The sequence below is a fragment of the Anoxybacillus ayderensis genome (genome assembly GCF_000833605.1).
Classification (GTDB): Bacteria; Bacillota; Bacilli; order Bacillales; family Anoxybacillaceae; genus Anoxybacillus; species Anoxybacillus ayderensis.
On sequence record NZ_JXTG01000004.1, the window covers coordinates 184,983 to 207,107 of the forward strand.

The following is a 22,125-nucleotide window of genomic DNA, read 5'->3' on the forward strand; positions in this document are numbered from 1 at the left end:
GATGGTAAACATTTATGAAGAAATTGAAGCACTAATGCAGTATGCGCTCCATCATCATTTAATCGAAAAGGAAGACGTCATTTATACGCGCAATCGACTGCTCGCTTTGTTAAAGTTGGACGAATGGAAACAAGTAGGAGTTGCCCCCTCCTCCGATCGTCCACTTGTTTCGATTTTACAACATATTATGAATTGGGCGGAAGCGCATGGGCGATTTGCTGGAAAGACAGTGACAGAGCGCGATTTATTTGATACAGAAATCATGAATTGTTTTGTGGCACGTCCATCAACGATTATTCAAACGTTTTATGAAAAATATAAACGAAATAAGCAAGAAGCAACAACTTGGTTTTATGAACTTAGTCAAGCATCCAATTACATTCGTGTAGACCGAGTGATGAAAAATAGACGATGGAAAGTACGAACGAAATATGGGGATATGGATATAACGATCAACTTATCTAAGCCGGAAAAAGATCCTCGTGATATTGCGCGCATGAAGGAGACGAAAGAGCAACATTATCCTTCCTGCTTGCTATGTATTGAAAATGAAGGATATGCTGGAACGATCCGACACCCTGCGCGAGCGAACCATCGCATTATCCCTATTGAGTTATGTGGGGAACGTTGGTTTTTTCAATATTCACCTTACGTTTATTACAACGAACATTGCATCGTACTGCGTGATAAGCATGTACCGATGAAAATGGAAAGAAAAACGTTTGAACGGTTGCTTGATTTTGTCGATCAATTTCCGCATTACTTTATCGGCTCCAATGCTGATTTACCTATCGTAGGAGGATCGATTTTATCGCATGATCATTTTCAAGGTGGAAAATATACATTTGCGATTGAAAAAGCTTCATCCGATTTTTCATTCACACTTCCAGCTTATCCGCATGTACAAATGAGCGTCATTCGTTGGCCGATGTCGGTGATACGTATCCGAGGAACAAAACAAGATGTGTTAGAAGTGAGTGATTTTATTTACAAAGAATGGAAAAAATATAGCGATCCGAAAGCGAATATATACGCACAAACAAACGATGTACCGCATAATACGGTCACGCCAATTGCTCGTAGACGCGAGGAATTGTACGAGATGGATATTGTGTTAAGAAACAATCGCACATCAGAGCAATATCCGTACGGCATTTTTCATCCACATGAGGAATTGCATCATATTAAAAAAGAAAATATCGGTTTAATTGAAGTGATGGGATTAGCTGTATTGCCTAGTCGATTAGCGAATGAATTAGAGACGATTGCAACATACATGAAAAATAACACACGAAGAGAGCAATGGGATTTGTCGCTATTGAAACATTGGGAATGGGTGCAAGAGATCATGGAGAGACATGCGATCATCGATGATGTACATGAGCTATTAAAAGAAGAAGTAGGAAAACGATTTGAACAAGTGCTCGAACATGCGGGCGTATTTAAACGAACGGAAGAAGGAAAAGAAGCGTTTCATCGTTTTATTCGTCATATTCAAGAACAATGTGTTTAGGTATGTTGAAAAGTGATATAAAGGAATAAATGAGATACTAGGGATAAAAACATTTAGAAAAATATCTTTAAAGGAGTGGCATCGATGGCTACATTGAAGGAAATTGCCGAGAAAGCAGGGGTTTCGGTCGCCACTGTATCGCGTGTGTTAAACTACGATACAACGTTATCCGTCTCGGATGAAACAAGAAAGCGCATTTTTGAAATTGCCCAAGAGCTGAACTATAAAACACCTAGGGAGCGCAATCAAATGAATGCAAAAGACCGATTGCGTTTTGGTGTTGTGAACTGGTATTCGGAATCTCAAGAGCTTGACGATCCATACTACATGGCTGTTCGCCTTGGTGTTGAAAAGGAATGTTTTCGTCGCCAAATTGAGTTAGTCAAGTTATTTAAAAAAGATGGCTCGTATGAATCAGAATGGCTGACAGGTTTAGACGGAATGATTGCGGTCGGGAAGTTTGGGAAGAAGGAGATTGATTTGTTTGCATCTGTTACCGATCATATCGTTTTTGTTGACTATTCACCTGATGAAGATCGCTTTGATTCGGTCGTTGTTGATTTTCGAAAAGCGACAGTTCGTGTTCTTCAATATTTAATTGATCTCGGTCATAAACATATCGGCTATATTGGAGGGCGTGAATATGTTGATGACGGTCATTTAATTCAAGATGAGCGCGAGCGTACATTTTATGAATATTTATATTTACGTGGCATGTTTATTCCAGAATATGTGTTCACAGGGCGTTTCATTGCAGAGGATGGGTATATGTTAATGAAACAAGCGCTTCAGCTGCCGAATCGGCCAACTGCATTTTTTATTGCGAGCGACTCGATGGCTATCGGAGCGTTGCGGGCGTTGCATGAAGCAGGAGTTGACGTTCCGAATGAAATCACAGTGGTCGGTTTTAATGATCTCCCTACATCAAAATTTGTTCAGCCTCCATTGTCCACTGTGCAAGTTTACACAGAATTTATGGGAGAAACAGCGGTTGAATTGCTTGTCGAACAAATTCAAACGAAAAGAGACATTCCGAAAAAAATTGTTGTTCCAACGAAACTTGTCGTCAGAGAAAGCAGCTGTGCTCATACGGTAAAGAAATAGCTTCCGCCTTGGCGAAAGCTATTTCTTTATATAACGAATAAGTTGGTTAGTTTGTTTATTGAACAAACTAAAATATTGCTGTTATAATTAAGAAGATGATAGTTAAAGAAAATTCAATATTTTTGGGAGGACTGACCGTATAGCTGGGTTCAGTCTTTATCTACACGAGGAGTGAATGAAATGTCAAAAAAAGTACGGTGGGGAATTTTAAGCACAGCCCATATTTCAAGGGAGACGATGATTCCAGCTATTCAGCGTGCAGAGAACGCAGAAGTTGTAGCTATTGCTAGTGGAAATGATAGAGTACACGAGATCGCCGAACGCTTTCACATCCCGAAGGTATACAGTACTTATGAACAGTTGTTGAATGATCCCGAGATTGATGCTGTATATATTCCGCTTCCTAACCATATGCACATGAAATGGACAATCAAGGCGGCAGAACATAAAAAACATATTCTTTGTGAAAAGCCAGCTGCTTTATGTGAAGACGATGTTCGAAGAATGGTAGAGGTTTGTAGAGAAAATAGTGTCATCTGGATGGAAGCATTTATGTATCAATTCCACCCACAACATAAGAGAGTAAAAGAAATAATGTCATCAGGAGAAATAGGAATTGTAAAAAGTATGAGAGCAAGTTTTTCTTTTTATCTTGTCGAACGAGAAAATAATATTCGCATGGAGAAATCACTTGGAGGAGGAAGTTTATTAGATATAGGATGTTATTGTATCCATTCGATCCGTTCTTTGTTACATGCGGAACCAGTTATTTTGTCAGTTCACTCCACTTTTGATCACATGAAAGGTGTAGATATAGTCACAAGTGGTTGGCTACAGATGAGCAACGGTGTGCATGCTTTATTTGATTGTAGTTTTGATATGTTTGGGCGCAATGAATATGAAATCATTGGAACGAAAGGGAAAATAGTCGTTTCACGGGCTTATCGGCCTGATATACAACAAGGAAACGGTTCCGTCATTGTACAAACGACTGAAGGAAAAACAAGAGAAGAAATTATAAAAGGAGATCAATATTGTCTACAAGTGGAATATTTTTCGCAATGTATTATTGATGGAGTAGCTCCAAGTTATTCAAATGAGGCGATGATCCAGCAGGCGAAAGTGCTCGATGCGTGTCGTATATCAGCAAAAACAGGAAAAGTAATTGAATTAACAGTTTAAGAGATTTGGAAAGGAAGATGAAAATGAAACTTGTACAAGAAAAAAGAACAGAAATAAATGGTCAACCGATCATCGCATTTACGCTTACAAATGATCATGGAATGGAGGTCACTTGTTTAAACTACGGTTGTATCATTACAAGCATACTCGTGCCTGATAAAAACGGAAACATGGAAAATGTCGTTTTAGCATTTGATGATTTCTCTTCTTATTTGACAAACCGTCCATATTTAGGAGCTGTCATTGGAAGAGTAGCTGGGAGAATAAAAAATAGTTCTTTTCAGTTAAACGGAAAAACATATAAGCTACGTGCCAATGAATATAAAAACCACTTGCACGGTGGAGAAAAAGGATTTCACCACGTGATTTGGCGGGCAGTAGGATTTTCACAAAAAGAAGGAGTCGGTGTTCGTTTTTCTCATCGAAGTGTTGATGGGGAAGAAGGATATCCAGGAAATATCGACGTTCAAGTGACATATACGTTGAATAATCAAAACGAACTCATAATTTCTTACCATGCTGTTTCCGATCAAGACACACCGCTTACATTAACGAACCATACGTACTTTAATTTAAGCGGTAACGTAAAAAGAGATATTTTGCAACATGAATTAAAAATAAAAAGTGATCGTTTTTTACCGTTAGATCATGAATTTATCCCGACTGGAGAAATAAAAGATGTAGCGGGTACACCTTTTGATTTACGAAAAGGAAAGATATTACAGGAAGCAATTGATTCAACACATCCACAAATTTGTCTCGTTGGCCAAGGATACGATCATCCATTTATACTCAATACTCATCATGATGAAGAAATTGTTTTATGTGACAGGGAGAGCGGGCGGACATTGATTGTTGAAACCGATGAAGTTGGTGTCGTCGTATATACAGGAAATCAACTTACAAATGAAGAAAAGCTGAACGGTACAACATCGCGGAAATATTTAGGGATTTGCTTGGAGACGCAAGCATTGCCAAATGCCGTGCATCATGATCATTTCCCATCTTGTATATTACGGGCAGGGAAAGTGTATTCATCGACGACGAAATATAAATTTCTTGTGTGTAAAGAACATTTCTAGAGGGAGGAAGAAAGATGAAATATCGACGTTTAGGAAATACAGAGTTAGAAGTGAGCGAAGTAAGCTTTGGAACGTGGGCCATTGGGGGTTCCTGGGGTCAAACAGATGACATTGAAGCGTTGAAAGGGTTACAACGGGCAATCGATGCTGGTGTCAATTTTTTTGATACAGCAGATGTTTATGGCAACGGCCGTAGCGAAGAACTGTTAGCAAAAGCGACAAAAGGAAAAAAGGACGACATTTATATTGCTACGAAATTTTGTCGGGCTGGGGACATTCATGACTTTCACACCTACTCCGAAGAAAACGTGCGGAAATATTGCGAAGGAAGTTTAAAGCGCTTGCAGCGCGAGCGTATCGATTTATACCAAATCCACTGTCCACCATTTGAAGTGTTAAAAGACGGTCGGGTATTTGAAGTGTTGGATAAATTGCAACAAGAAGGAAAAATTCGCTATTACGGCGTAAGCGTCGAAACGGTGGAAGAAGGGCTGTTCTGTCTAACGAATCCGAACGTGAAAGCATTGCAAGTCATCTTTAATATTTTCCGCCAAAAACCGTTAGAAGAATTGCTTCCAAAAGCGAAAGTACAAGGTGTAGGGATATTAGCGCGTTTGCCACTTGCAAGTGGTTTATTGACAGGGAAATTTAGGAGGGACGCAACGTTTGCGGAAAATGACCATCGTCATTTTAACCGAGACGGACAACATTTTAACGTTGGCGAAACATTCGCTGGACTTGAGTTTCAAAAAGGTGTGGAGTTAAGCGAACAACTAACATGGATTTCCAAAAGAAGAGGAAATATGACGAGAGCTTCATTACGCTGGATTTTAGATCACGAAGAAGTAACTTGTGTGATCCCAGGTTTCAAAACCGCAAAGCAAGTAGAAGATAATTTGGAAGCAGTAAATGTTCCATCCTTTAGTAAGGAAGAAAAAGAACGGTTGGCACAATTTTATAAAACAGAGGTTCACTCATTTATTAGAGGAGCGTATTAAAAAGGAAAGGCATCCGAATGAATTGGATGCCTTTCCTTACAGAAATACTTCTATCCTCTCCCCTTTTTTCAAGAAATCTTCGATGACGAAGAAGGAAATACCTAACGCGGTTGAATAAATAGATAAGTTAGAAAATTGGATGTCGACATTTGTACGATGGTACGGCAATGTTCTTTGTGCGATGACTTGTTGAATAGCAGGAAAAATCCATTGTTTTGCCATCGATAATCGGTTACCAATAATGACTTGTTCTGGATTAAACGTATTAATTAAATTATTGATTCCGATGCCCAAATAGTTCCCAATGCGTCCAAATAGTGAGGTGATCTCTTGACGCTTACTTTCAGCCAATTCTATTAATTTTTCAAGCGATACTTCATCAGACAGTATTGGCTTTGCTCCCTCTAATAACGCTTGTTCTGATGCATACAACTCCCAACACCCAATACTTCCACAGCGACATGGCAAACCGTCTACTTCAATGATCATATGGCCACTTTCACCAGAAAAGCCGTTTGTTCCTCGATATAGTTCACCATTTAATATGAATCCGACACCGATCCCCATACCTGCACTAATATAAATGATATTATAGGAACTTTGTCCAGCACCTTTTCGTTTTTCTCCATATGCTCCAGCATTTGCCTCATTATCAATAATGACAGGAACATGGAAAAGTGATTCGAGATCTTGTTTTAAAGGGATGTCTTTCCAACCTAAATTTGGTGCAAATAACAGTCTCCCTTCTTTATCAACAATTCCAGGAACGCCAAGACCGATGCCAATTAAACCGTAACGGCTTTCAGGCATAAGTGCTATTAGTTCATTAATCGTTTCTTTAATAAGCGTGAGGACAGTTGAATAATCTTTTTGAGGAAATTTAGTTTGCTTTTCCTTGATAATATTTCCTTGGAGATCGGTCAGTACCCCTATAATATAGTGAACCCCTAAATCAATTCCGATCGCATAGCCTGCTTTTTCGTTAAACAACAATAGAACAGGTCGCCGACCACCACTTGATTCACCTTGGCCGATTTCATACACTAATTCTTCATCCATTAGCTCTTTAACAAGAGAAGAAACGGTACCTTTATTTAGTCCAGAGCGTTGGGATATTTCTGCTCGCGATAAAGGACCTTGGCTTTTAATCATGTCAAGCACAAGTGATTTATTAATTTTTTTTATTAAATGTGGATTTCCAGTTATTCTTGTCAAATTTATCACCCTGATTATCAATGTATCATAATTGTATGAAAAATTCTAGTTCACTTTGTTTGTTTTGTAGACAAACAAAATAGAGGATTTTATAATGTAAGTCAAGAAGAAAGAAGGAGCGCCTTATCAATCTAATTTATATTGTGGGAACGTGTTTTAGTTATGCGAAGACAGAGGTGATTTAATGCCCTATCTATATGTTAAACAAAAGATGGCTCGCTTTAATACGCTACGTAATCAAATTTTAACGATTTATATTTTTGTGATGACACTTGTGCTATTGTTTGTAGGGGTCATTACATTTCATATTGTTTCGTCACTACTGAAGAAAAATGCAGAAGAACAAATACAACAAACAATTACTCAAGCAAACGGAAGATTAGAATCTTTGTATAAACAATTAAATTCACTAACTGCCCAAATTGTGACTGATATGTATGTTCAACGTACATTTTTGAAAGAAGTACAAGGTAAATATTTGAGTTTTGAAGAGAGGCAGTATTTAATGCAAGTAGTAAATTCATATCAAACATATTTTGATGGTATTCAATCGTTTGAATTATATACAAACGATTATAAGCGAATATTTCCTCTAAATGAAATGAATTTAGTAGAGCGAGTGGGAGTAGAATGGATTCAGGAAATAAAAAAACAACGTGGCAAGATGGTTTGGATTGGGCAAGATCCAAAATCGCCTCATTTTTTTGTCGTTGCGCGTCAAATTCGATTGACAGATCATTCTTTTTCATCAGGCGGCTACTTGTTAGTACGGGTTAATACCGATTATTTTCAATTTAGTGGTTTTTCTGAACAAAAAATAAACAATCAAAGTTATACATTAGTATTAGATGAGAAAGGTCAAAAAATTTTCTCAAGTTTGCCCGCATATCTTATACACGTTTTATACGTAAAGAAAAAAGAAGAAACAGATTATATGGTTGTCGAGCAGACCTCACCTCTTACAAAGTGGAAGGTAATTATCGTTACGCCTTTGGAAGAACTTATAAAAGGTGTTGATATTTTAAAAAATGCAATAATTCTCTCAGGTACTTTTGGTTTTATCATCTTTTTTGCTTTTTCGTTTTTTCTATCCACTATTGTAACTCGCCCAATTTTAAAGTTAACAAAAATCATGCATGGTGGGAGGAACGGAAAATTAAAATTAAGCCCTCCGATTTCGTCTACTATTGAAATTGATGAATTAATTGAAACATACAACTCTTTAGTGAATGATATTAATCATTTAATACAAATGGTTTATGAAAAAGAATTAGTTCGAAGTCAAGCGGAACTGAAAGCGTTGCAGGCTCAAATCAATCCACATTTTCTTTTTAATACACTTGATGCGCTGTATTGGTCGCTTATCGAAAGAGATGAAGAAGAATTAGCAAAATTCGTATTAAATATGGCTGAACTGTTCCGTTACACAATTAGTCATTCTGATCAAGATGAATGGGTAACAATTCAAGAAGAAGTAGAACATATTCAACGTTATATGGAAGTGATGAGAGTAAGATGGGGAGAACGACTTGTTTGGAAAATTAATGTCCCTGATCATTGTTTACATGTAAGAATTCCGAAATTGCTCATTCAGCCGCTTGTTGAAAATGCAGTTCTACATGGAATTGGAAATAAAACGGGGATAGGTACAGTTTCAATCAGCATGACAGAATGTATGGAGGGGAACGAATTACTTATTAAGGTACAAGATGATGGAAACGGGATGGATGAAAAAGAGTTGAAAAATTTGAAAGAGAAGTTAACGAGTAAAACGGTTTCTTCGGTGAAAGGAAGTGGGGTCGCGCTCATGAATGTTAACCGACGATTACAACTTTATTACGGCGAAGAGAGAGAGTTACTTATTCACAGCGAAGCAGGGAAAGGAACATGTGTAACATTTCAAATTCCTAAAAGTGGGTGAAGCTTCGTGAGAAGTGTAAAAACGATTTTGATTGTTGATGATGAGCCGAGAGCACGTGAAGGAATGAAAAAAGTTCTAAATTTGTGGGCAATGGGAAAATATGAAATTGTATGTGCTAGTAGTGGTGAGGAAGCAATTTCTATTTTACAAAAGAAAAAAATCGATGTGTTATTAACAGATATTCGTATGCCGCAAATTTCAGGTTTAAAACTTATTCGTACCCTTAAGGAAAAAAATGAGATTCCTGTTATCATTATTTCAGCTTACTCCGAGTTTACGTATGCCCAGGAGGCAATCACGTTAGGTGTTGTAGACTATTTGCTTAAACCGGTAGATAAAGATAAACTTATTGAAGCAGTGGAGAAAGCACTTGACATATCAGAAAGTCTGAAAAAGGCAAAGAAAATCGAAAAAATTTTGGATGACCATGTCATAGGAATACGTGAAGAGAAACTTTCTTCACCTATTAAAAAAGCAATCCAGTTCATTGATGAAAACCTTGACAAACCTTTCAGCTTAAGTGATGTATCTAAATATGTATATTTAAATTCGAGTTATTTTAGCGCCTTATTTAAGCAAGAAATGAATATGACATTTAGTGAATATGTAACAAGATGCCGATTACAAAAGGCGAAAAACTTATTGATAAATACGAATTTATCGATTGCTGAAATCAGTAACATCGTAGGGTATCAAACATCTAAGTACTTTATTAAAATATTTAAAGAGTTTGAAGGGATTACTCCTTATCGTTTTCGAAAAGAGTATCTAAAAAAAATGGAATTTTAAATGATGAACGTTACCTTACTAGGAGCCATCGCTCGTGTTACATTAGAAGTAAGAAAACGAAAGGGGGATTTTGAAAGTGTTAAAGAAAGCGCATACAATATTGTGGCTAGTTGTTCTGATGCTTGTTTTAGCGGGATGTTCAGAAAAAACAACTGAGAAAGACACGGAAGGAAAAGGTGAGGAAAAAGTAACACTCACTTTCATGCACCTTTGGCCAGCCGGAAGTTCTAAGCAGCATAACATGATTGTAAACGAAATCATTCAAGAGTTTGAAGCAGAAAATCCGAATGTAAAGATTAAACAAGAAATTTTGGAAAACGAGCAGTATAAAAACAAACTGAAAGTATTAGGGGCTTCGAATGAACTCCCTGATATTGGGATGACATGGGCTGCAGGGTTTTTAGAGCCTTATGCAAAAGGAGGACTCTTTACCCCATTAGATGATCTACTAGACGGTGGATTACGTGAAAACTTTGTTTCAGGTACAACAGAGCCATATGCATTAGATGGAAAAACATATGCACTTCCTTTAGAGCTGAATATTACTCCTATTTACTATAACAAAGGGATTTTTGAAAAATATAATTTGGAAGTTCCTAAAACATACGACGAGTTTAAGCAAGTTGTGCAAGTACTTGTAGACAACGGTGTTGCCCCTATTGCCCTAGGAAATAAAGATCGCTGGACAGGTTCGATGTGGTATATGTATTTAGCTGATCGTATTGGTGGAGCAGATACATTAAAAAATGCAATTAATGGAAGTGGGACATTTGAGGATCCAAGTTTAGTACAAGCTGCAGAAGAAATACAAAATCTTGTAAAAATGAAAGCGTTTATTAAAGGATTTAACGGTTTATCGAATGATGAGGCAAAGGCAGAATTTACAAACGAAAAGGCTGCTATGTATTTAATGGGAACGTGGGATTTGCCACAGTTTACAACAAATGAAGATATTCCAAAAGAGTTTAGAGAAAAAGTAGGGTTTTTCAAGTTCCCAGAAGTTGAAGGCGGGAAGGGAAATATTGATAGTTGGGTTGGTGGACCAGGCGTAGGGTTATTTGTATCTGAAAATTCCAAACATAAAGAAGAGGCAAAACAATTTGTGAAGTTCTTTGTTGAAAAATGGGGAGAGCGTTCTGTCACAAGAGCTGGTGTCATTCCAGCAACAAAAGTGAATACTGCCAACATCGACTTACCACAAATGTATATTGATGTTTTGAATGAATTAGCAAATGCGAGCAACATTACATTATTTGCTGATGTGCAGATGAACCCAGAAGCCGCACAAACTCACTTGAATTTAATTCAGTCGTTATTTGGGGAAAGTGTCACACCGGAAAAATTCGCAAAACAGCATCAAGAAGCATTGTCTAACACACGCTAGATATGAAGAACAGAAAAAGGACATATTTTTATAATATGTCCTTTTTCCTCAAAGTATGAGGGAGGAAATAATATGGACAAAGTAATGTCTGATAAACGTGTCATCGCATTATACGTTCTACCCGCTTTATTAATGATCATTATATTAGTTTATGTCCCAATTATTATGACGGGATATTATAGCTTAATGAAATGGGATGGAATAGGTGAGAGAACATTTGTTGCATTGGACAACTATAAACAGTTATTAAAAGATAGTATGTTTTGGAAAAGTGTATATCATTCATTTTTATTAGCTGTTTTTTCTGTTTTGAGCCTTGGTGGTTATTTAGTTGTCTCTCTTGTTCTTGCGGGAAGGATAAAAGGAGCAAATATACTTCGGAAAATTTACTTAATTCCTATGTTGCTTTCCTCTGTGGCTATTGCTCAGTTATGGTTGAGAATTTATCATCCTTCCAACGGAATGTTGAACCAATTTCTTTCATTTTTAGGGGTAGATGATCCTCCAAATTGGCTTGCTGATCCTTCAATTGTACTATATTCTGTTTTTATACCTATAATTTGGCAATATGCGGGGTTTTATATATTGATCTACTACGCAGCTTTAAAAAATATCCCATCTTCCATTATTGAAGCAGCTATTATTGATGGGGCTAATCCTTGGCAGTTAGCATATAAAATTAAATTGCCGCTCATTGCTGGTGTAATCAAAGTGACAATCGTATTGGCTGTCGTCGGCTCTTTGAAATATTTTGATTTGATTTATGTAATGACTGGCGGTGGACCAAACGGAGCAAGTGAAGTTATTGCTTCTTACATGTATCAAAAAGCATTTCGTAGTTTCAATTTTGGATACGGGAGTGCAATTGCTTTTTCTCTGTTGATTCTTTGTATTGTTGCTACGTGGTTAATTAGAAAGTTAACGCACACAGAAGAAGAAGTCCAATATTAACAGTGTATGGGGTGCTGATACGATGGAGAAATCGACATATATATATATGAAAAAAATAGGCATGTTTCTTTTTTATATGATGCTATTTTTAGTAGCTGGGTTACAAATACTTCCTCTTGTCTGGTTATTATTTTTCTCCCTGAAAAACAACCAAGAAGTATTTAATACGCCTCTTTTTTCTTTACCTTCCCCTCCACGTTGGGAAAACTATGTGAAGGTATGGGTTGAAGGGGATATTGGTCTTTATTTTTTCAACAGTTTGTGGATTACTACTGTATCGGTCATTTTTACCGTTTTATTAGCTAGTTTTGTAACGTTTGCGATTACACGGATGAATTGGAAACTTAAACATGTCGTACTTGGATTGTTCATGGTCGGATTAATGATTCCAATACACTCTACACTTATCCCTTTGTTTAACTTTTTTATGAAAGTGAAGCTCATCGATCATCCGATGTCGATTGTTTTAACAAATATAGGTTTCAATTTACCTATCACGATTATGATTTTACTAGGTTTTTATAATGCTTTGCCACGTGAACTTGAAGAATCGGCTGTGATGGATGGTTGCTCTGTGCATCGTATGTTTTTCCAAGTGATTTTGCCAATGACTTCCCCGGTTATTGTAACAACGACAATTATTAACATGATTTATAACTGGAATGAGTTTGTATTTGTTAACACATTCATTAGTTCAGACGAGTATAAAACATTGACAGTAGGAATACAAAATTTCATCGGACAGTATACAACCGATTGGGGAGCAATCGGAGCTACTTTAATGATTAGTGTGTTACCAATTTTAATTATTTTCTTCTTTTTAAGCAATAAAATCATGGAAGGGATTACAGCTGGGGCAATTAAAGGATAAGAAAGGGGTATGGTTATGCCGAAAAATATGTTTTTTAATGCGCATCATTCACCAGTCGGAGCATTTGCTAGTTTTACACTGGGGTTTCCTGGAAAAAGTGGAGGATTAGATCTCGAATTGGCTCGTCCTCCAAGACAAAATGTGTTTATTGGTGTAGAGTCATTAGAACAGTCAAATGTATATGATGTGTTGCCATTTTTACAAATGGAAAATGAAGATGAAAGTAGACGATACGATATTGAAAATCCTGATCCGAGTCCGGAAAAACCAAAAATTTTGTTTCCGATAGCGAAGGATCAAATTGAAAGAGAGTTCCATGTTGGAACGGATACATGGAAAGCAAAAGATTTGACACTTACTATTTATTCTCCAGCTAAGTCGGTGCCTGATCCGGAAAAAGCGAATGATGAAGAGCTAAAATTGGCGATAGTTCCAGCTATTATTGCTGAGATAACGATTGATAATACAAAAGGAACAGGAACAAGACGTGCTTTTTTTGGATTTGAGGGGAACGATCCGTATACATCCATGCGGCGAATCGATGATACGTGTCCTGGAATTCGGGGTGTCGGACAAGGACGAATCGTTAGCATCGCTACAAATAATGACGATGTGCATTCGGCGCTACATTTCAGCATGGAAGATATTTTGACAACACCGCTCAAAGAAAACTGGACATTTGGTCTTGGAAAAGTCGGTGCACTTATCATGGATGTTCCACCAGGGAAGAAGAAAACATATCAATTCGCAATTTGCTTTTATCGGGGTGGCTATGTTACGGCAGGAATGGATGCTTCTTACCTTTATACTCGTTTCTTCAAAAACATTGAAGAAGTCGCTCTTTATGCGTTAGAGCATGTAGAAGTGTTAAAGGAACAATCATTCCACTCTAACGCGCTCATCGAGAAACAATGGTTGTCCGATGATCAAAAGTTTATGATGGCTCATGCAATACGCAGTTACTATGGTAATACGCAGCTACTAGAATGTGAGGGAAAACCTATTTGGGTTGTTAATGAAGGTGAGTACCGAATGATGAACACGTTTGATCTCACTGTCGATCAGCTATTTTTTGAATTAAAGATGAATCCATGGACTGTAAGAAATGTATTGGATTTATACGTCGAGCGCTATAGTTATGAAGATTGTGTTCGGTTTCCTGGTGAAGAGTTAGAGTACCCAGGTGGTATCAGTTTTACTCACGATATGGGAGTAGCAAACACATTTTCTCGTCCACATTATTCGTCGTATGAATTGTATGGGATTAGCGGGTGTTTTTCTCATATGACACACGAACAACTCGTCAACTGGGTGCTTTGTGCTGCAGTATACATTCGACAAACAGGAGATGTGACGTGGCGCGATAAACATCTGTCGGTTTTGGAGAAATGTCTCGAAAGTATGGTTCATCGAGATCATCCGGATCCTGAAAAGCGAAATGGAATTATGGGACTCGATAGTAACCGCACGATGGGTGGGGCAGAGATTACGACATATGATAGTCTCGATGTATCGCTTGGCCAAGCACGTAACAACTTATATTTAGCTGGAAAGTGTTGGGCAGCTTATGTTGCATTAGAAAAGCTGTTTAAGGATGTTGGCAACGAGCAATTGGCTATGCTAGCTGGAAAGCAAGCCGAAAGATGTGCTGCAACAATTATAAGCTATGTCACAGATGAGGGATATATTCCGGCAATAATGGGTGAAGGGAATGATTCAAAAATTATTCCGGCGATTGAAGGACTTGTATTCCCTTACTTTACGAATAACCATGAAGCATTGGATGAAAATGGGCGTTTTAAATCGTATATTCAAGCATTGAAAACACACTTGAACTATGTGCTACAGGAAGGAGTTTGTCTATTTTCAGATGGAGGATGGAAAATTTCCTCTACAAGTAACAACTCATGGTTAAGTAAAATTTATTTATGCCAATTCGTTGCTCGCCATCTTCTAGGCTTGGAGTGGAACGAACAAGGAAAACGCGCCGACGAGGCCCATGTCTCATGGCTTACCCATCCGGAGCTTTCGATCTGGAGTTGGAGCGATCAAATTATTTCTGGTGAGATTAGTGGAAGTAAATACTATCCGCGTGGTGTGACGAGCATTTTATGGTTAGAAGAGGGGAACAAATTCCCCTCTTCTCGGGGGTGAAAAGTCTCTCTGAATCGTTGGAATGATTAATTCAAGGAGGGGCATTCGGGATGATTGAGAAAGTTGAAACTTCTCGTAAAATGGTTGCGGTAACATTCGATGACGGCCCAAACCCGATCTATACGCCACACATATTAGATTTATTTAAGAACGTTTCGGGAAAGGCGACATTTTTTATGATTGGTGAACATATGGCCATGTATCCTGAGATTGTCGAGGCAGTTGTTGCTCTTGGGCATGAGATTGGAAATCATACGTACTCACATCCCGACTTGACATTAATAAATCGTCATGAATGTTTGCACGAAATTCAATATGCTGATAAAATCATCGAAAATTTTACAAGAAGAAAACCTAAAGTGTTTCGGCCACCATATTTTCGTTACAATGAGGATGTAGAACTTATTGTTAGTCGCTTCAAATATCAGACGATTGGAGCGGTGAATGTAGATGCATTAGATTGGGAACAGCCCGGTCGAGACCATATTATCACTAAGACGCGCGAGCGTATAAACAACGGGGTGATCTTGCTTTTCCATGATGGTTTTGGGGATCGTTCCCAAACAGTTGAGGCAGTCGAAGTGATTATCGAGGAGCTATTTATACAAGGATATGAGTTTGTCACTGTTAGTGATTTGTTGCAATCGGAAAAAGAATTGTATAAAAATGATGACGTTTAAGAAAGGAAAGAAAACTTACAATAATGGGGGGATAAATCCCCCCATTATTGTATAATGATGTTAGTTTATTGTATAATGATGTTAGTTACAAAGTTTAGATAGGACTTAGATAGGACGGATGCGCAATGAACTTTGGTACTTTAGAAGGAAAGTTTTATCGCTTTTGTGAGTGGATTACAAAACTTGCATACATCAATGTGCTATGGATTTTATTCACATTGATAGGAGTTCTCTTTCTCGGTTTTTTCCCAGCAACTGTTGCTCTTTTTACAATTGTAAGGAAGTGGTTGTTATTCCATGATCACACCTTTCCGATATTTAAAACATTTTTCAAAGTATATAAACAAGAGTTTTTCAAAGCGAATGCTTTAGGTTTAATATTCACTACCATATTTATAGTGTTATATATGGATATGTTATATCTTTCAAATTTGTCAGCAAATATACACACCCTTTTTTTCATTGCTCTATCCATTAGCTTTATTTTATATACAGTTACTTTGCTATATATTTTCCCTGTTTACGTTCATTATAATTTGAAGTTTTTTCAATACTTGAAATATGCGTTCCTAATCGGAATGGCAAATCCGCTCATCACGAGTATGATGGTAATTACGATCGGATTATTATGCGTTGTATTTTTTTATTTACCCGGAATTATTCCTTTTTTTAGCATGAGTTTGTTCGCCTTGCTAGTGATGACGGGTGCCCTCCATGTCTTTAAAAAGGTTGAAAGAAAGCAAGAGAAATGGGGCTCATCTAACAGTGAAACATAGTTCATGTTTTTAAAAAATTTTAATATTTTTTAAAATAAACAATAGGTAATATCTTGAGTTTTTAAGTAAATATTAAATTTTTTAGGTCCAACAGAAAAGAAAATGTGCAGTAGAATAATATAAAGTCCTCCATGTTACTCACAGCTAGAAAAAATGAGATGAGAGTTTCTCATCCCGTAATAGTATATACATTGTATCAAGTTGTAAGGAGATCAGCTGTTTTCAAGGAATGTTCAAAGTGAAGTGGGGGAGAAGCGATGTACAGAGTAGTGCTTGTAGATGATGAGGTATTTATTAGAGAAGGACTGAAGGTGTTGATCGATTGGAAAGGCTGTGGATATGAGATTTGTGGTGAGGCTGGTGACGGGGAGGATGCGTTGAAGATAATTGAAAAGGAACAGCCGGATGTGGTCATTACGGATATTCGCATGCCTGGGATGGATGGACTAGAACTTATTCGGTGCGTAACTTCAAATCAATTTATTAGTCCTAAGTTTATTGTTATTAGCGGACATAGTGAATTCAGCTACGCCCAACAAGCCATTAAATATGGAGTGTGTGACTTCATTCTTAAACCGATTTCTAAAAAAGAGTTTGAACGTGCGTTGGAGAGAATTTCCTTCCTATTAGATTCACAAAAGGAACAATCAAAAGTCATGGAGGAGCAACTTTTGAAAATATTGTTTCACAGATTAATTAAAGGGGAGAGTGACTGTGAAACCGTATATGAGCAAGTTCAGCGTTTTGGCGTTTCTGCCCTATCCTTACTCTGCTATGTTATGGTAGAGGTTAACCGTGATAATGATGAAGAATGTTTGGATAGTATTTATGTGAAACATAAAATTGAGGATCTTTTCAAAAGGCAAATTAAACAACCACTCCACTTTCCTGTTTATGAACATGAGTTAGATCGATACGGATTGTTATTAATAACGAAACAAAAAATAGAAATGTTTAAGAATATAAGCATACTGTATGAGCAGTTAAAGCAATTAGGCTTGAGAACGACTGTGTACGCGAGCGAATTCATTTTAGGTTTTAATCAATTACCGAAGATCGTTGAGCAAGTATACTATATGATGAGTTATAAATACGTGATCGATGAAGGACCGATCTTGTACGAACAAATTGAAGAGATGAACATTTATTATGGTGATATTGACGAGAAACTTTGTGAGAAATTGATTGAATATATAGAAGAATCACGAATAACAGAAGCTTTATGCGTTGTAAATCATATTTTTGATGAATTTCGAATAAAGCTTTTTGCTGTTGAGGCTGTGAAATCTTCGATTACTTATTTAGTGAGAGAAATAACTAATGTGGTAAAACAGCTCGGAGGAGATGAAGAACAGTTAAAAACATTATCAAATGTAATGAAATATAAAAAGTATAATTTTAGCTTAAACGAACTGGAACAACGATTTAGTCATTTTGTTGTTGAATGCTCAAGCTTGGCTTCTCAGTTAAGAGAACAAATGATTACGTGTGAAATTCACAAAGTAAAAAAATATATTGAAGAAAACTACCATAAAAATATTAGTTTAAAACATATCGCTCAGCGGTTTTATATGAATCCAGTTTATTTGGGACAGCTTTTTAGAAAAACATATGGTGTTTATTTTAAAAAATTTTTACTACAGTTGCGCATTCAGCAAGCGAAAAAGCTTCTTCGGACAACGGATTTAAGGATTTATGAAATTGCTGAACAAGTAGGGTTTGGGAGTGTTGATTATTTTGTCACGCAATTCGAAAAAATGGAAGGGTTTACACCTACTGAGTATCGTAAGCAGACAATTCGCACGTAATTTTTTTAGAAGACGCATGGAGTTTTTTCACAATATAAAGTTAAAAGATAAGCTGACGCTACTTTATATTTTTGCAGTATTTATCCCTGTCGTTGTAACGAATTGGCTTTTTTACTACGTTACCACACAAAATTTGAAGCAACAAAGGATACACGATGCATCATTAGTCATCGAGCAAATAAAAAATGATTGGAAGCAACATGTCGAGCAAGCTATGGGCATTTCAACATTGTTGTACATGGATAATCAAATTAATGAAATGTTGGATCGGCAGTATCAGTCAGAAGCAGAATACGTACAATCTTACAATGAAATTCTACCTCAGTTTAATAAGTACCGTTATATGTATCCGTTTATTCGCTCTATCACCTTTTTCACTAGTAATCCTACTGTTATGTTTTCGGCTCAAGTTCAGCCACTCACAGTGAATATACAACAAACGGAATGGTATCGACAGATGAGTTCGCTACCGAACCTTATTCATGTGAATGGCGAGTTTTTTATTGTGAGAAAATTGGATTATTTTACGGTTTATAATGAAACATTAAAATTCGTCAAAATAGATTTAGATAGAAATGTAATAAACTATTTATTTCAAAATAAAACATTTCCAGGAAGTGTTTATTTGGTTAATTCTAAAGGAAAAATCGAATATGCAACAAACTTACCTACTTCTAGTGACATCCAAGATACCGTTGCTCATTTTCAAGTTGGGAACGAAAAAATAATTGTAGAACATAAGTACGGGGAAGGAGAGTACTTTAAGGGTTGGAAAGTAATAGGATTAATTGATTCTGAGAAAATATATAAGGAGATCCATTATTCGGGGGCATTTGTCTTTTATTTAACGATTTTAAACTTGCTTATTCCTTCTTTAATTATTTTTTCTATTTCCCGATCATTGAATGCTCGTATTAAGAGATTGTTGAAATATATAAAAAAAATGGAAAATGAGCAGTTTGAAACTATTCGAACGGACATCTATCGTGATGAAATAGGTCAGCTCACTCAAGCATTCAATCATATGTCATATAAAATTAAAAGACTAATTAAAGATGTGTATGTAGTTGGTATCCAAAAAAAGGAATTGGAATTAAAAAAGAAACAAGCCCAACTTGAAGCATTACGAAATCAAATTAATCCGCACTTTCTTTTTAACGTTCTAGAAACTATTCGCATGAGAAGTATAGTTAAAAAAGAATACGAAACGGCTGAAATGATTGAAAATATGGCTAATATTTTAAGAAAATCAATTAGTTGGGGAAGAGATTGGGTAACGGTGCGTGAGGAGATTCGCATAGTGATGTCTTTTCTTAATTTACAGAAATACAGATTTGGTGATAAGATTTCCTACGATATCCAAGTAGATAAGGAGTTATATGAGAAAACAATTCCGAATATGATCATCCTCACTTTTGTTGAAAATGCATTTAAACATGGAATGGAGACTAAAAGAGAAAATGGAAAAGTGAATGTCCAAATAATAAAAGAAGAGGAGTGGATGAAAATATGCATTCGTGACAATGGTCCGGGAATTGAAGAACAGACTCTTATGAAGCTTTTTGAATCATTGAATAAGGAGGAGGAATGGGGAAATATAGGGATTAAAAACGTGTATTATCGTTTGAAAATGTTGTATGGAAATCGGTTCATTTTTCAAATTTTCAATGATGACGGAACAGTTGTGAAAATTTTTCTGCCGCTGGAACTGGAGGAATAGAGACTATATGTTGAGGAGATTACCCGCATACTAACACATTGTATGTAACATAAAACATGGCAGCCTTCCGAAAAAGGTGGGGAATCCCACATTTTGGAGGCTTTTTTATTTATATACTTATCGCGGTGAACTTAACTTTTTTAAGTACAATCTTAACTTTATATGGTTAATCGAGCGTTTGTGTAGGCGTTATAATGAAAGCACTTACAAGAAAGGGGGAGAGAAGATGAGTGAAAGAGCAATTACACGAAAAAGGGGGAGAAGAATGAGAAGGAATGTACTTGTTTCTTTACTGTTAAGTTTGTTGCTTCTTTTAGTAACCGCTTGTAACGAAAAAGCGAACGTCGGTAGCGATAAGGGTGAGTCATCTTCAACAAACAACGATGAGAAAGCACCTTTTACTTTTACTTATTTTAATGGAGGTACCTCATTAAAAAATATTGAAGCAAATCAAACGAGAATAGGAAAAATTTTCGAAGAGCAAACTGGTGTTAACGTGAAAATGGAATATTTAGTAGGTGATCTTAATACGAAAATTGGTACGATGATTGCCAGTGGACAGTATCCTGATACGTTAGTACCTGATGCGGCTATTGATAAATTGATTGATGCCAAAGCGTTTATTCCGTTAAACGATCTTATTGAAAAACATGCTCCAAATTTAAAAAAATTATATGAACCATATTTGGAACAAATGAAGTCGGAAGATGGAAATATATATATATTACCTTTTGGTGTCAACCACGGTTACGTTCCAAATCCAGATATTGACCAAGGGGCGTTTTGGATTCAAAGACGCGTATTAAAAGAGTTTGGATATCCAAAAATTAAAACGTTGGATGAGTATTTCGACTTGATTGAGAAATATAAAGAAAAGTATCCGCAAACAGATGGGAAGCCTACGATTGGCTTTACTGCACTCACTTATGACTGGAGATTTTTCGCTATTTCTAACCCGCCAGCGCATTTAGCTGGTTACCCGAACGACGGGGAAGTTATTGTTGATATGCAAACGCACGAGGCTAAAGTGTATGGAAATGGGGAGTATACGAAACGTTGGTTGAAAAAATTAAATGAGATTAATGCAAAAGGTTTATTTGATAAAGAATCATTCGTTTCTAACTATGACGAGTATTTAGCGAAAATTGCTTCTGGAAGAGTGCTAGGCTTTTTCGATTATGGTTGGCAGGCAGGGCAGGCATTAGATTCTCTGAAGCGATCAGGAAATGACGATTTACGTTATATGCCACTTCCGATTGTGTTTGATAACAATATTAAGGATCAATATATAGATCCTCCGGCCAATGTGTTTAATCGTGGACTTGGTATCACGGTTAGTGCGAAGGATTCGGTTCGTATTATCAAATACCTGGATAATATGGCTAAAGAGGAAAATCAAAAGTTAATGACGTGGGGAATTAAAGGGGAAACGTATGAAGTTGATGAAAATGGTCGTTACTATCGAACAGAAGAACAAATTCAAAAAACGTCAGATGAACAATTTCGTGAACAATTTGGATTTATTTACTTCGAATGGCATTGGCCACGTGGAAATGGTATGTTTTCTGACGGAAATGCATGGGAGCCGCGTAGGCAACCTGAAGTCGCTCAAGCAAGCTATACCGAAGGAGATAAAAAGATTTTAGAGGCTTATGGTGCGAAAGTATTCTCAGACTTATTTGCAAAGCCTGATGAACGTCCTTGGTATCCGGCATGGGGTGCGCCACTCAAACAAGGATCACCAGCGCAAATTTATCAACAAAAGAAACAAGATTTACAAAGAAAATATTTCCCGAAATTAGTTTTAGACCCACCTAGTAAATTCGAAGATAATTGGAAAGATTATGTGACAGAATACAACAAATTGGATATAAAGGCGTTTGAAGAGGAGATTACGAAATATGTAAAAATGAAGGTGGAACAGAGTAAGGGGAAAAAATAAAAAAAGTTCAAGATAAAGATGGACCGGTCTACTAT

General features: G+C 36.7%; 17 protein-coding genes. 16 read left to right on the plus strand and 1 reads right to left on the minus strand.

What is annotated here, in order from left to right:
- Window position 1: 1 nt before the first annotated feature.
- The 5 genes from galT to JV16_RS06545 all read left to right on the plus strand — a co-directional run bounded on the left by galT (window position 2) and on the right by JV16_RS06545 (window position 5,879).
- Complete coding sequence (galT, locus tag JV16_RS06525) at window positions 2-1,513, plus strand: UDP-glucose--hexose-1-phosphate uridylyltransferase (RefSeq protein WP_042534803.1); 1,512 nt, start codon at window positions 2-4, stop codon at window positions 1,511-1,513.
- Between the two features lie 84 nt (window positions 1,514-1,597).
- Entirely contained in the window at window positions 1,598-2,617 is a 1,020-nt protein-coding gene (locus tag JV16_RS06530) for a LacI family DNA-binding transcriptional regulator (protein ID WP_042534805.1), read from the plus strand.
- A gap of 180 nt (window positions 2,618-2,797) precedes the next feature.
- The gene (locus tag JV16_RS06535; RefSeq protein ID WP_042534807.1) at window positions 2,798-3,799 is read left to right on the plus strand and encodes a Gfo/Idh/MocA family protein; all 1,002 of its coding nucleotides are present in this window, start codon (window positions 2,798-2,800) and stop codon (window positions 3,797-3,799) included.
- Between the two features lie 23 nt (window positions 3,800-3,822).
- Window positions 3,823-4,881, plus strand: a complete 1,059-nt coding sequence (locus JV16_RS06540; protein WP_042534809.1) for an aldose epimerase family protein — start codon at window positions 3,823-3,825, stop codon at window positions 4,879-4,881.
- 14 nt (window positions 4,882-4,895) lie between these two features.
- Window positions 4,896-5,879 carry an aldo/keto reductase gene (locus JV16_RS06545; protein ID WP_042534811.1) on the plus strand — a complete coding sequence of 328 codons (984 nt, stop codon included), beginning with the start codon at window positions 4,896-4,898 and terminating at the stop codon, window positions 5,877-5,879.
- Between the two features lie 36 nt (window positions 5,880-5,915).
- Here the strand turns inward: JV16_RS06545 and JV16_RS06550 are convergent, their stop codons facing one another.
- Window positions 5,916-7,094 (minus strand): ROK family transcriptional regulator, encoded by a 1,179-nt coding sequence (locus JV16_RS06550; protein ID WP_042534814.1) that lies wholly within the window; start codon window positions 7,092-7,094, stop codon window positions 5,916-5,918.
- A gap of 184 nt (window positions 7,095-7,278) precedes the next feature.
- Here JV16_RS06550 and JV16_RS06555 point away from each other — a divergent pair, with 184 nt between their 5' ends.
- The 11 genes from JV16_RS06555 (at window position 7,279) to JV16_RS06605 (ending at window position 22,090) form a co-directional block, all read left to right on the plus strand.
- Window positions 7,279-9,015: a cache domain-containing sensor histidine kinase gene (locus tag JV16_RS06555; protein WP_042534815.1), complete on the plus strand. Its 1,737-nt coding sequence runs from the start codon at window positions 7,279-7,281 to the stop codon at window positions 9,013-9,015.
- Between the two features lie 6 nt (window positions 9,016-9,021).
- On the plus strand, window positions 9,022-9,804 hold the full coding sequence (locus tag JV16_RS06560) for a response regulator transcription factor (protein ID WP_075039320.1): 783 nt from the start codon (window positions 9,022-9,024) through the stop codon (window positions 9,802-9,804).
- Between the two features lie 76 nt (window positions 9,805-9,880).
- The gene (locus JV16_RS06565) at window positions 9,881-11,188 is read left to right on the plus strand and encodes an extracellular solute-binding protein (RefSeq protein ID WP_042534817.1); all 1,308 of its coding nucleotides are present in this window, start codon (window positions 9,881-9,883) and stop codon (window positions 11,186-11,188) included.
- A 72-nt stretch (window positions 11,189-11,260) separates the two neighbouring features.
- Window positions 11,261-12,139, plus strand: coding sequence for a carbohydrate ABC transporter permease (locus tag JV16_RS06570; protein WP_042534819.1), 879 nt, complete (start codon window positions 11,261-11,263; stop codon window positions 12,137-12,139).
- Between the two features lie 46 nt (window positions 12,140-12,185).
- Window positions 12,186-13,010 (plus strand): carbohydrate ABC transporter permease, encoded by an 825-nt coding sequence (locus JV16_RS06575; RefSeq protein ID WP_370628343.1) that lies wholly within the window; start codon window positions 12,186-12,188, stop codon window positions 13,008-13,010.
- A 15-nt stretch (window positions 13,011-13,025) separates the two neighbouring features.
- Window positions 13,026-15,164: a glycoside hydrolase family 52 protein gene (locus JV16_RS06580; RefSeq protein WP_042534821.1), complete on the plus strand. Its 2,139-nt coding sequence runs from the start codon at window positions 13,026-13,028 to the stop codon at window positions 15,162-15,164.
- 50 nt (window positions 15,165-15,214) lie between these two features.
- Complete coding sequence (locus tag JV16_RS06585; RefSeq protein WP_042534823.1) at window positions 15,215-15,844, plus strand: polysaccharide deacetylase family protein; 630 nt, start codon at window positions 15,215-15,217, stop codon at window positions 15,842-15,844.
- A gap of 125 nt (window positions 15,845-15,969) precedes the next feature.
- Window positions 15,970-16,620, plus strand: coding sequence for a YesL family protein (locus tag JV16_RS06590; protein WP_042534825.1), 651 nt, complete (start codon window positions 15,970-15,972; stop codon window positions 16,618-16,620).
- A 257-nt stretch (window positions 16,621-16,877) separates the two neighbouring features.
- Entirely contained in the window at window positions 16,878-18,428 is a 1,551-nt protein-coding gene (locus JV16_RS06595; protein WP_042534827.1) for a response regulator transcription factor, read from the plus strand.
- Window positions 18,429-18,444: 16 nt separating this feature from the next.
- A complete protein-coding gene (locus JV16_RS06600) occupies window positions 18,445-20,148 on the plus strand; it encodes a sensor histidine kinase (protein WP_042534829.1) in 1,704 nt (567 codons plus the stop codon).
- Between the two features lie 265 nt (window positions 20,149-20,413).
- Window positions 20,414-22,090: an ABC transporter substrate-binding protein gene (locus JV16_RS06605; protein WP_052481224.1), complete on the plus strand. Its 1,677-nt coding sequence runs from the start codon at window positions 20,414-20,416 to the stop codon at window positions 22,088-22,090.
- The last annotated feature ends 35 nt before the right edge of the window (window positions 22,091-22,125 follow it).